Origin of the sequence: Nocardioides sp. URHA0032 (assembly GCF_000620645.1) — a bacterium.
GTDB lineage: Bacteria > Actinomycetota > Actinomycetes > Propionibacteriales > Nocardioidaceae > Nocardioides.
Window position 1 is genome coordinate 116,691 of sequence record NZ_KK211160.1, and the last position, 11,987, is coordinate 128,677.

The 11,987-nt window shown below is 71.7% G+C and carries 12 protein-coding genes; 11 read left to right on the forward strand and 1 reads right to left on the reverse strand.

What is annotated here, in order from left to right:
* Positions 1-16: 16 nt before the first annotated feature.
* Positions 17-214 carry a hypothetical protein gene (locus N538_RS0118645; RefSeq protein WP_028638558.1) on the forward strand — a complete coding sequence of 66 codons (198 nt, stop codon included), beginning with the start codon at positions 17-19 and terminating at the stop codon, positions 212-214.
* On the opposite strand, the gene N538_RS0118650 is transcribed toward N538_RS0118645, so the two are convergent.
* Entirely contained in the window at positions 211-1,080 is an 870-nt protein-coding gene (locus tag N538_RS0118650; RefSeq protein ID WP_028638559.1) for a LysR family transcriptional regulator, read from the reverse strand. The two genes, N538_RS0118645 and N538_RS0118650, sit on opposite strands and share 4 nt — an antisense overlap.
* Positions 1,081-1,150: 70 nt before the next feature.
* On the opposite strand from N538_RS0118650, the gene N538_RS0118655 reads away from it, so the two are divergent.
* The 10 genes from N538_RS0118655 (at position 1,151) to N538_RS26180 (ending at position 11,986) form a co-directional block, all read left to right on the forward strand.
* Positions 1,151-2,320 carry a thiolase family protein gene (locus N538_RS0118655; protein WP_028638560.1) on the forward strand — a complete coding sequence of 390 codons (1,170 nt, stop codon included), beginning with the start codon at positions 1,151-1,153 and terminating at the stop codon, positions 2,318-2,320.
* Positions 2,317-2,985 (forward strand): 3-oxoacid CoA-transferase subunit A, encoded by a 669-nt coding sequence (locus tag N538_RS0118660; RefSeq protein ID WP_028638561.1) that lies wholly within the window; start codon positions 2,317-2,319, stop codon positions 2,983-2,985. The genes N538_RS0118655 and N538_RS0118660 overlap by 4 nt, the downstream gene beginning before the upstream one ends.
* Positions 2,982-3,620 (forward strand): 3-oxoacid CoA-transferase subunit B, encoded by a 639-nt coding sequence (locus tag N538_RS0118665; RefSeq protein WP_028638562.1) that lies wholly within the window; start codon positions 2,982-2,984, stop codon positions 3,618-3,620. The genes N538_RS0118660 and N538_RS0118665 overlap by 4 nt, the downstream gene beginning before the upstream one ends.
* A gap of 60 nt (positions 3,621-3,680) precedes the next feature.
* Positions 3,681-4,439 carry an SDR family NAD(P)-dependent oxidoreductase gene (locus N538_RS0118670; RefSeq protein WP_028638563.1) on the forward strand — a complete coding sequence of 253 codons (759 nt, stop codon included), beginning with the start codon at positions 3,681-3,683 and terminating at the stop codon, positions 4,437-4,439.
* 79 nt (positions 4,440-4,518) lie between these two features.
* Positions 4,519-5,382, forward strand: a complete 864-nt coding sequence (locus tag N538_RS0118675; RefSeq protein WP_028638564.1) for an LLM class F420-dependent oxidoreductase — start codon at positions 4,519-4,521, stop codon at positions 5,380-5,382.
* Between the two features lie 121 nt (positions 5,383-5,503).
* Entirely contained in the window at positions 5,504-6,577 is a 1,074-nt protein-coding gene (locus tag N538_RS0118680; protein WP_036571290.1) for an ABC transporter permease, read from the forward strand.
* A 4-nt stretch (positions 6,578-6,581) separates the two neighbouring features.
* Complete coding sequence (locus tag N538_RS0118685; RefSeq protein WP_028638566.1) at positions 6,582-7,865, forward strand: substrate-binding domain-containing protein; 1,284 nt, start codon at positions 6,582-6,584, stop codon at positions 7,863-7,865.
* Between the two features lie 90 nt (positions 7,866-7,955).
* A complete protein-coding gene (locus tag N538_RS26175) occupies positions 7,956-10,538 on the forward strand; it encodes an ATP-binding cassette domain-containing protein (protein ID WP_036571293.1) in 2,583 nt (860 codons plus the stop codon).
* 84 nt (positions 10,539-10,622) lie between these two features.
* A complete protein-coding gene (locus tag N538_RS0118695; protein WP_028638567.1) occupies positions 10,623-11,339 on the forward strand; it encodes a hypothetical protein in 717 nt (238 codons plus the stop codon).
* 80 nt (positions 11,340-11,419) lie between these two features.
* On the forward strand, positions 11,420-11,986 hold the full coding sequence (locus tag N538_RS26180) for an RES domain-containing protein (protein ID WP_197025394.1): 567 nt from the start codon (positions 11,420-11,422) through the stop codon (positions 11,984-11,986).
* Position 11,987: the final 1 nt, after the last annotated feature.

An 11,987-nucleotide genomic window follows, 5' to 3' on the forward strand; every position in this document is an offset into this window, starting at 1 on the left:
GGACGGGGGAACGCTCATGTTCACGTACTTCTTGATCGCCGCGGCGGTCGTGCTGGTCCTCGCGGGGGTGTGGCAGCAGGTCCGCACGTGGGACAAGCCGGGTCGTCACATCACGCAGAACGCGCCGATGGACGACGCGATGAACAGCCGCGCGAGGTTCCAGCACGACCTCAACTCCAGCAGCCAGTCGTACGGCGGCGGGGCAGGCAGCTAGACGCACCGCTCGACGATCGCGGCGACCTGCCGGGCGGCCGGCGAGGCGTCGGCGCGTGCGGCGAGCGCCAGGTCGATCGTCGGGGCGTCGGTGAGCGCGACGTACGCGACGCCCTCGAGCCCCAGGCTGCGCACCGGCTCGGGCACCAGCGCGACGCCGAGGCCCGCGGCGACGAACACCACCAGCGTGGCGGTCTCGGACACCTCGAGCAGCGAGGAGGGCTCGAAGCCCGCGGCCGCACAGGCCGCCAGCACCTGCGCGTGCATCGAGGACCGGCGTCCGGACGGGTGGATCACGAATGGCTCGTCCTTCAGTCGGGCCAGCCCGATCCGACGGCGTCCGGCGAGCGGGTGGTGGGCCGGGAGCACGGCGACCAGCCGCTCGGAGCGCAGCGTGCGCGCGTCGAGCCCGGGCTCACCGGGGCGCAGCAGCACCAGGTCGTAGGTGCGGTCCGCCAGGCCCGCGACCAGCTGGGGTGACAGCAGCTCGCCGTGCAGCTCGAGCGCGACGTCGGGCAGCTCCCGGCGTACTTCCCGGGCCACGCGGGGCAGGACGTCGTACGTCGCCGTGCCGACGAACCCGATCGACACTCGGCCCGCGTGCCCGCTCGCGAGCGACGTCATGTCGTCGCGCGCGCGGTCGACGTCGGCGAGCACGTCGCGGGCGTGGCCGACGAACCGTCCCCCGGCCTCGGTGAGCTCGACCCGGCGCGTGGTGCGGCTGAAGAGGGTGACGCCGAGCTCGCGCTCGAGCTGCTTGATCTGCTGGGAGAGCGCGGGCTGGGCCAGGTGCAGCCGCTCCGCCGCGCGCCCGAAGTGCCGCTCCTCGGCGAGGACGGCGAACGACCGGAGGTGCCGCAGTTCCATGCCTGCAACTTATCAATCCAGCAGGATTCAGTATTGGAATCGATCACGGGTCCGGGCCTAGGCTCGATTCATGAGTTCCGCCTTCCTGTACGCCGCCGCCCGCACGCCCTTCGGCCGCTTCGGCGGCGCCCTCGCGGAGGAGCGCCCCGACGACCTGGCCGCGGTCGCGATCCGGGGCGCGCTCGCCAAGGCACCCGACCTCGACCCGGCCGCGATCGGCGACGTTGCCTGGGGCTGCGCCAACCAGGCCGGGGAGGACAACCGGAACGTCGGCCGGATGGCCGTGCTGCTCGCCGGCCTGCCCGTCTCCGTCCCGGCCACGACCGTGAACCGGCTCTGCGGCTCCTCCCTCGATGCCGCGATCATCGGGTCGCGGGCGATCGAGTCCGGCGACGCCCAGGTCGTGCTCACCGGCGGCGTCGAGTCGATGACCCGGGCGCCGTGGGTGCTGCCGAAGCCGTCGCGCGCGTTCCCGGCCGGCAACGTCACCGCGGTCTCGACGACGCTCGGCTGGCGGCTGGTCAACGCGAACATGCCGGAGGAGTGGACGGTCTCGCTCGGCGAGGCCAACGAGCTGCTCGGTGAGAAGTTCGCGGTCTCGCGCGAGCGGCAGGACGAGTTCGCCGCCCGCTCGCACCAGCTGGCCGACGCCGCCTGGAACGCCGGGTTCTACGACGACCTCGTCGTCCCGGTCGGCGAGCTGACCCGCGACGAGGGCATCCGGCCGGGCTCGACCGCCGAGAAGCTGGCCGGTCTCAAGCCGTCGTTCCGCCCGGACGGCACCATCACCGCCGGCAACGCGTCCCCACTCAACGACGGGGCTTCCGCCGTACTGCTCGGGTCGGAGGGCGCGCCGATCGGCGTCGACCCGATCGCCCGGATCGCCGGCCGCGGGGTGTCTGCCGTCGAGCCGCCGATGTTCGGCTACGCGCCCGTCGAGGCCGCCGACCGCGCGCTCGCCCGCGCCGGGATCACCTGGCGGGACGTGAGCGCGGTGGAGCTGAACGAGGCGTTCGCGGTGCAGTCGCTCGCCTGCGTCGATGCCTGGAAGATCGACCCGGAGATCGTGAACGCCAAGGGCGGCGCGATCGCCATCGGCCACCCGCTCGGCGCGTCCGGCGGCCGGATCCTCGGCACCCTCGCCGCGCGGCTGCAGGAGTCCGGCGGCCGGTACGGCGTCGCCGCGATCTGCATCGGCGTCGGCCAGGCCCTGGCCGTGGTCCTCGAGAACGTCTCGTGAAGGTCTGCGCCACCGCAGGGGAGGCCGTCGCCGGGATCGCGGACGGATCGACCGTGCTGGTCGGCGGGTTCGGCATGGCCGGCATGCCGGTGCACCTGATCGACGCGCTCATCGAGCAGGGCGCCGCCGACCTGACGATCGTGTCCAACAACGCGGGCAACGGCGACACGGGTCTGGCCGCACTGCTGGCGCGGGGCCGGGTGCGCAAGGTGATCTGCTCGTTCCCGCGCCAGCACGACTCGTGGGTGTTCGACGGGCTCTACCGGAGCGGGAGGATCGAGCTGGAGCTGGTGCCGCAGGGCAACCTGGCCGAGCGGATGCGCGCGGCGGGCGCCGGGATCGGCGCCTTCTTCAGCCCGACCGGCGCGGGCACTCCGCTCGCCGAGGGCAAGGAGACTCGCGAGATCGACGGCCGGATCTACGTGCTCGAGTACCCGATCAAGGGCGACGTCGCGCTCGTCGGCGCGCACCGCGCGGACCGGATGGGCAACCTGGTCTACCGGAAGACCGCCCGGAACTTCGGCCCCGTGATGGCGACCGCGGCCGCGACGGTGATCGTGCAGGTCTCGGAGGTCGTGGAGACTGGCGACCTCGACCCCGAGGCGATCGTGACGCCCTCCATCTACGTGGACCGCGTCGTGAGCGTGGGGACTGTCGCCGGATGAGTCTCTCCAAGCAGGAGATGGCGGCGACCGTCGCGCGGGACATCCCGCCGGGCGCCTTCGTCAACCTCGGCATCGGCCAGCCCACGCTGGTCGCCGACCACCTCTTCCCGGACGCGGGCGTGGTGCTGCACACCGAGAACGGCATGCTCAACATGGGCCGCGCCGCGACCGGCGGACCCGAGGACCCGGTCGACGGCGACCTGACGAATGCCGGCAAGCAGCCGGTGACCGAGCTGCCCGGCTCGTCGTACTTCGACTCGGCGGCGTCGTTCGCGATGATGCGCGGCGGCCACCTCGACGTCTGCGTGCTGGGCGCGTTCCAGGTCTCCGCGGCCGGCGACCTCGCCAACTGGCACACGGGTGAGCCGGACGCGATCCCTGCCGTCGGCGGTGCGATGGACCTCGCGATCGGCGCGAAGAGCGTGTTCGTGATGATGACGCTCTTCGCCAGGGACGGCGCCCCGAAGCTGGTGCCGCACTGCACCTACCCGCTCACCGGCGTCGGCTGCGTCGACCGGATCTACACCGACCTCGCGACGTTCGAGCTCACGGCGGCCGGCGTCGTCGTCCGCGAGACCTTCGGGATCACGTACGACGAGCTCGCCGGTCGCCTCGAGGTCCCGCTCCGCCGTTGAGCTCCCGCCGTCCCAGATCGGGACAGCCGCACGAGCCGGCGCCCACCTAGGTTCCTGCGGGTGGACAGCGACCGTACCGCCCTCGTCACCGGCGCCGGACAGGGCCTCGGCCTCGCCATCGCCCGCCGGCTCGCCGGAGACGGGCTCCGGGTCGTCCTCACCGACGTGGACGAGGGACGGGTGCGCGCGGCTGCGGCGGACCTCGCGGGCGCGACCGCGGCCGGCATGGACGTCACCGACCCGACCTCGGTCGCGCGGGTCGTCGGCGACCTCGACCGGCTCGACGTGCTGGTCAACAACGCCGGCGTGATCTCCCGTCAGCCCGCATCGGAGTTCGACGACGCGGCCTGGGAGCGCGAGCTCGCGGTCAACCTGGGCGGCACGATGCGGTGCAGCCGCGCGGCGTACCCGCTCCTGTCCCGGGCGCCTACCCCGTCGGTGGTCAACCTCGCCTCGGTCGGCTCGACGTTCGGGCTCCCGCAGCGACTCGGCTACGCGACGACGAAGACCGGCGTCGTCGGGCTGACGCGGACCCTGGCCGTCGAGTGGGGACCGGCCGGGATCCGGGTGAACGCGGTCGCCCCGGGCTACATCGAGACCGCGATGATGCTCTCCGGCTTCGACAACGGTGCCCTGGACCGGGACCGGCTGCTCAGCCGCACCCCGATGCGCCGGTTCGGCACGTCGGAGGAGGTCGCGGCGGCGGTGTCGTTCCTGGCGTCTCCGGAGGCGTCGTTCGTCACCGGCACAGTCCTGCGGGTCGACGGCGGCATCACGGTCGACGGGACCTTCCACGTGGACCGGCCTGTCCCGAACTGACACAGGGCTGCGACTCCCCCCGCACCTAGCGTCCGCGACAGGGCCCGGGACGGCCGGCGCCGGCAGTGAGGAGTCAGCCATGAAGGTGGGCGTCTACGTCTTCGCCACCGACCTCGACCTCGACCCCGGGCCACTGGCCCGGGAGATCGAGGACCGGGGCTTCGACAGCATGTTCTTCCCGGAGCACTCCCACATCCCGGTGTCCCGCGAGACCGACTACCCGGCGTCGTACGGCGGCGGCGTGCTGCCGGACTTCTACAAGCGGACCTACGACCCGTTCATCAGCTGCGCCTTCGCCGCGGCCGCGACGACGACCCTCCAGGTCGGCACCGGCATCTGCCTGCTCGCGCTGCGCGACGCCGTGCACACGGCGAAGCTGGTCGCCTCGGTCGACCGGCTCTCCGGCGGCCGGTTCGCGTTCGGCGTCGGCTTCGGCTGGAACCGCGACGAGTTCGCCACCCACGGCGCGGACTTCGGCACCCGGCACGCCAAGGTGCGCGAGCAGGTGGAGCTGATGCGCCGCATGTGGACCGACGATGTCGCGGCGTACGACGGGGCGCATGTCTCCCTCCAGCCCAGCTGGTGCTGGCCCAAGCCCGTGCAGCAGCCGGGTCCCCCGGTCTACCTCGGGGGCAGCGGACCGGTGACGATGCGTCACGCCGCCGCCTGGGCGGACGTCTGGTACCCGACGCCGCCGCTGGCCGACCCGTTGCTCACCGAGTCCGTCCCACGGTTCCGCGAGCTCGTCGCCGAGCAGGGCCGCGACCCGGAGTCGGTGCCGGTCGGCGTCGCGCCGGGCACGCTCGACGAGGCATCGCTGGAGGTGTACGAGCGCAACGGCGTCGCGCACGTGAACGTCGCGCTCGTCGCGGACACACCGGCGCTGATGCTGGCCGAGCTCGACCGGCTGGCGAAGCTCCGCGTCGCCGTCCTGGGCTCCTGACCCATTGACGCATGTCTCAATCTGACACGACGCCGGTGAGGCTCACCTTCCTAACTTTCACGGTGTTCCGACCGGTGCGTGATGACCGTCACGCACCGCAGAGGTGGAGGGAGGCGGCCCGATGACGCTGACGACCGAGCCGGCCCAGCCCGTGGCCGACGCGAGCCCGGCGTACCGGCGCCCGATCCGGGTCCCGGGGCAGGGCATCCTGCTCGCCAACGTGGCCCTGGTGCTCGTCGCCGTGCTGCTGCTCGACGTCAACCTGTTCAACCGGGCCAGCCTGTCCACGCTCACTCCCGTCGTGGGCGTGATGATCCTTGTGGCGCTCGGTCAGGCCTTCATCATCGGCACCGGCGGCATCGACCTCAGCATCCCTTCGACGGTCACGTTGGTCGGGATCATCGTCTTGAAGTCGGCGTCCGGCGACAACGGTGGGCTGGTGAAGGCGATCGCGATCGCCCTGGCCGCCTGCCTGCTGATCGGCCTGGCCAACGGCCTGCTGGTCGAGGTCACCCGCCTCGACCCCCTGGTCGTCACGCTCGCCACCGGCCAGCTGATCGCCGGCGCGACCCGCATGTACCGCGGACCGGTGCTCGCCGTCTCCAACGTCCCCTCGGACCTCTCCGACTTCGCCCGCGCGTCGTACGCCGACGTCAGCGTGATCCTGCTCGTCGCCGTGGTCGTGCTCGTGGTCGTCGCGCTCTGGCTGAAGTTCCACACGTCGGGGCGTCGCCTGGCGGCGAGCAGCGTCGCCCGGGTCGCGGCCGAGAACAGCGGACTCGCCGCCACCCGGCAGCGCCTGCAGGCCTGGATGATCGGCACCTTCGTCGTCGGCATCGGCGCCGTGCTCCTCGCCGGCCAGATCGCCACCCCGGACCTCTCGCTCGGCACGCCGTACCTGCTCACGCCGATCGTCGCCGTGGTCCTCGGCGGCGCCGCGATCACCGGGGGTCGGGTGCGCCCCGCGGCGACCGCGCTCGGCGCTCTCTTCCTGATGCTGCTCGAGCACATCCTCCGCGTGCGCGGCTACTCCTCGGGCCTCGCGCTCGCGTTCCAGGGGCTCGTTCTCGGGGTCGGCCTCACCCTCGTCGCCACCTCGAAGAAGTTCAGGTGGTCCTCGATCTCCGCCAAACGCGGTGGCACCACCAGTGGCCGGCACCAGGAGCCGGCCGTGACCCAAGAGAACCAGGAGTAACGCAATGCGCAACCTCATGAGCCGCCACGGCGGCAATCGTGGAAGGGCGTCGGTGCTGGCGGTGACCGTGACGGCCTTCGTGCTGACCGTCGCCGCCTGTGGGTCCAGCGACTCGGGCGGCTCGGGGTCCGGCACCGGGTCCGGCGCGACCGCGTCGTCGGCCGCCGACAAGGTCGACGACGCCACCGTGCAGGCGACCATCGACAAGGCGATGCTCACCGACACGGTGAAGCTCGCCGACCTCGACCCGACCGTCCAGGACGCCTTCCGGCACGCGTCGGTCGAGCTCACCGACGACCAGCTGGCCAAGGCCTACGAGTGCTGGACCGGCACCAGCTGCGACATCGGCGACGGCGACGTGACGCTCGGCATCGCGGAGGCCTACGGCCAGAACCAGTGGCGCAAGATCAGCAAGATGGAGGTCATCCTCCAGGCGCTGACCTACCCGGAGATCGGCAAGATCATCTACACCGACGCCCAGGGCGACCTCGCGAAGTTCCAGTCCAACGTGCGCAGCCTCGCGGCCCAGGGCGCGAAGGCGATCGTCAGCTACAACGACTTCGGCTCCGCGGCGCTCCCGGCCTTCCAGGCCGCCCAGGCGCAGGGCGCGAAGATCTCGACGTACGTCGGCCCGGTCCCGGACGCCCCGGCCACGTCACTGGCCAACCAGGTGCACGGCGACGTGTGCGCGGTCGGCGAGGAGATGGCGAAGGTCTCCGACGAGGACCTCGGCCTCACCGGCGAGGTCGCGATCCTCAACGGCACGCCGGGCAACCCGCAGGGTGCGACGTGGAACAAGTGCTTCGAGGACAAGCTGCAGAACGCCACGGTCGGTGCCAAGCAGGACACCGACTGGACACTGGCCGGTGCCTACAAGGCGGCCTCCGCGCTGGTCTCCTCCGGCACGGACTACAGCGGCATCTTCTACGACTACGCGGACCCGATCCCGCAGGTCGTGGAGGCCTACGACAAGGCCGGCGTGAAGATGCCCGCCGTCGTCACCTGGACCTCGAACAACGGGATGGCCAAGGTCTGGGAGAAGCGCCTGGGCACCCCTGACGAGTTCCCGCTCTACTTCACGAACGCGCTGAACTGGGAGGGCCGCGCCTCCGTCACGGCGGTCATGGACCTCCTCGCGGGCAAGGACGTCAGCTCCGACATCTCCGTGCCCCAGCCGTTCGTGAAGGCGGAGAAGGGTCTCTACGACTCCAGCAGGCCCGACGACTACCCGGGTCCCAGCGTGCTCGTTCCCGACTCGCTGATGACCCAGATGCTGTCCGCAGGCTGACCGAGCCGACCGGGGGCGGGGCCTCGACACCCCGCCCCCGGTCGTCCCACCTGCACCATCCGTCCACCCGTCGCCCGAGAGGTGCCGACCATGTCCGACACGACCTCGCCCACCGCGGTGCAGGAGCGCACCCCGTCGCCGGGCCCGGCCGCCCGGCCCCTGCTCGTCGCCGCCGGGCTCTCCAAGCGGTACGGGCCCGTGCAGGCCCTGGCCGACGTGAGCATCACGATCGCGCCCGGCGAGATCCACGCCCTGGTCGGCGAGAACGGGTCCGGCAAGTCGACCCTGGTCGGGATCGTCAGCGGCACCGTCGCCCGCGACACCGGCACGGTGGAGATCGCGGGCTCGTCGCTCACGGCGGCGCGGCCGAGCGCGTCGCAGGACCGCGGCGCCATCACCGTCTTCCAGGACGGCTCGCTGATCGGTGAGCTGTCCGTGGCCAAGAACCTCTACCTCGGCATCCGCGGGGAGCAACGCCCGTCCTACGGCCGCACCACCGCCTGGGCCCAGGAGCTGCTCAACTCCCACGGCTTCGACATCGACACGGAGCAGTCGGCGGCCTCGCTGCCGCCCGGTGACCGTCAGCTCGTGGAGATCATCCGCGCCGTCGCGTGCCGGCCGCGCGTGCTGATCCTCGACGAGGCGACGTCGGCGCTCGACTCCCGCGGTGTGGACATCGTCCTGGACCTGATGCGCGGGGTGGCCGCCGACGGCGGCGCCGTGCTCTTCGTGACGCACCGGCTGTCGGAGGTCATGCGGGTCGCCGACACCGTGACCGTGCTGCGCGACGGCCGGTTCCAGGGCACCCACGACGCAGCCGACGTCACCCCCCAGCGGCTCGTCGAGCTGATGGCTGGCACCCGCGTGGACCTGGAGTTCCCCGACCGCGTCGCCGACGGTGCCGGGGACGTCCGGCTGATCGCGGCCGGGCTCGCCGGCCCGTCGTACGGCCCGGTCGAGCTCGAGCTGCGGGCCGGCCAGATCGTCGGCATCGCGGGCGCCGACGGCAACGGGCAGCTGCCACTCGTCAAGGGACTGGCCCGGATCGACGACAGCCAGGGCACCGTCGAGGTCGACGGCCACCGGCCGCGCAGCTACGGTGCCGCGGTCGACACGGGACTCGTGTACCTGAGCTCCGACCGCCGCAACGAGTCACTCTTCCAGGGACTCACGATCGGTGACAACCTCGGCATCGGGGTGCTCGGCGACCTCTCGAGCGGCGGGGTGATGAACCTGGGCCGCGAGCGGTCCTTCGTCCGCGAGGCCATCGACCGGTACCGCATCCGCGTCGGCCACCCGGGCCAGCTGCCCTCGGAGCTGTCGGGCGGCAACCAGCAGAAGGTGGCGCTGAGCCGGGTGCTGGCGATGAAGCCCGCCGTCGTCCTCATCGACGAGCCGACGCAGGGCGTCGACGTCCGGTCGCGCCTCGACATCTACCGGTTCCTGCGCCAGATCGCGGACGCCGGCAGCGCGGTCGTGGTGGTCAGCAGCGACGCCTCCGAGCTCGCCGGCCTGTGCGACCGGATCCTCGTGATGTCGCGCGGCAAGGTGACCAGCGAGCTGCCCGGCATCGGCGCGACCGAGGAGTCGATCGTCGGCGCCTTCGCCGTCGAGCACGAGATCTCGGCGGACGTCGAGCCGGGCTCCGGGGAGGTCGCGGCCACCCCTGCCTCGTCGCCGCGCACCTGGCTGCGCCGGCGGATCAGCGCCGACGGCATCCGCCTGGTCGCGCTGGTGGCGCTGATGGTCGGGCTCGCGCTGTTCGCGCAGTCGAAGAACGACACGTTCCTCACCGAGATCAGCATCTACAACGTGCTGCTCGTCGCCCTGCCCCTCGTGGCGGTCGCGGCCGCGCAGTACTTCGTGCTCATGGTCGGCGGCATCGACGTCTCCGTCGGCGCGACCATGACCCTCGCGGTCGTCCTGATGTCGGAGTGGGCCACCGAGGGCGGCACCGGCAAGGTCCTGGGCATGGGCCTGGCGATCGCCCTGCTGCTCGGCATCGCCGTCGGCGCCGTCAACGCCTTCCTCGTCGAGCGGATCAAGCTGTCTCCGGTGATCGCGACGATCGCGACCCTCGGGGTCGTCTCCGGCATCGCGCTGATGATGCGGCCGACGGCCGAGGGCCTGATCGCCCCGCAGCTCGGGGTGCTGCTGATGATGAAGAAGGTCGGGCCGGTCCCGGTGGCGCTCGTGGTGCTGCTGGTCGTGCTGGTCGTGGTCGACTTCGTCGTCCGGCGTACCGGCACCGGCCTCCGCCTGCGCGCGGTCGGCCTGAACGCTGTCTACGCCACGCGCCTCGGCATCCCGACCCCCTGGGTGCGCGCGCTCTGCTACGTGCTCTGCGCCTTCCTCGCCGGCATCGCGGGCATCCTGCTTGCGGCCCAGGTCGGCATCGGCGACCCGAATGCCGGCACGTCGTTCACGCTGCTCGCGATCGCCGCGCCGGTCCTCGGCGGCGCCGCCCTCTCCGGCGGCCATGGGTCGCTCGTCGGCGCCGCGATCGGTGCGGGCATCCTGGTCCTGACCCAGAGCCTGGTCACCGTCCTCGGCCTCTCCGACGGCACCAGCTACGTGTTCGCGGGCACCCTCACCCTGCTGGCCCTGCTCAGCTCGGCGGACAGCATCCGCCGGCTGCGGCGGCTGCTGCGGTTCCGGCTGCAGGGCGGCTGAGGCCGCGGCGCCGACGGTCGAACTCCTTGGATACGATGGAAACGTTCGCTATCGAACGTGCTACCGTTTCCGTGGAGGTGCGACATGGCGACCATCGAGATCGAGGTTCCCGTCGAGTTCGCGGACGAGGTCGACGAGCTGCGCGGAGCCATTGTCGAGTTGCTCGCCACTGCTGCCCACGAGGCCGACGTCAGCATGTCGCTCCCCGATGGCCGCGTCCTGCTCGTCGAGGTCAAGGACGGCGGCAGGTCCGCGGTACTCCGCCAGCTCCTCGAGCAGGTGGCCCGCAACCCGGGTGGCCTTCTCGCCGTCTCGGGGCTGTTGGAGACCCTGACCCTTCGGGAGGGCGTCCTCCGGCACGTCACGGACACCGTGGCGAACCAGCCGGTGTCCCTTGGTCCGGCCACGGCCGGACAGATCGCCCTGGTCGACCAGGGCTGGCGCGGTATCGAGTCCCGTTACGGTGCGCTCGATGCGGGGGGATACGCCGAGCTGGTGGGCTCGTCCCCGACGTCGAGGTCGGTCGCCACCAAGGCCAAGGCGAAGGGACTGGTCGGCTACCGCCGAGGCCGCCGAATCCTGTACCCGTGCTTCCAGTTCGATGACCGGGGACTGCGACCGGGATGGAGTGATGTGGTCGCGCCGTTGCGGGACGCCGGCTGGGATGACGAGGACATCGTGCTGTGGCTGGCCGCTCCCCACGGATCCCTCGGCCGACGCAGTCCGGTCGAAGCACTCGACGACGGAGATGACGATCTCGTTCTCGGGATCATCAGGGACGAGACCGCGGGCGTCTGGTGACGGTGCGCTCGGTCCCGGCGCCACCCGACCCGTTCGAGCCGTTGTTCGAGTCACTGCCCACGGGCGGTCGCATCTTCAGGGTGCACGAGCCTCGGTTCCCTGACGGGACCGCGAACGACGGCACGATCTTCAATCCCGGGTACGGCTCGCGTCTTCGGTGGTCCTTCTTCGGCGACCCGGTCGTGCCGGTGCACTACTCCGCTGCCTCACCCGTGGCCGCCGTCCACGAGTCGATCCTGCACGACGCGGTTCCAGGTGCGCACCTCCCGAGAGCTCGATGGGTCCGCACGGTGCTCACGCCACTTCGCACGCGCCGGGAGCTGAGGCTGGCCCAACGGCACTCCGACGGTTTGCGCAGACCGGACCTCCACGCGCGCGACCTGACCGACACCGACTCTGATCAGTACCCGTTCACCGTGGAGTGGGCGCAGGCTGCTCATGCGGCCGGTGCGGACGGCGTGGTGTGGATGTCGCGGCAGCTGAACAGCGTCCGCGCGTACTGCCTGTTCGGAGATCGGGTGGCAGCGGGAGACCTCGAGCCGCTCTCGGGAGACCCGGAGACCCGGGTGTTCGCGACCCCCGCCGACAGCGAGTGGCTCTACGACATCGCGTTGCGGATGAGGGTCACCGTGCGACCGGTCTCCTAGC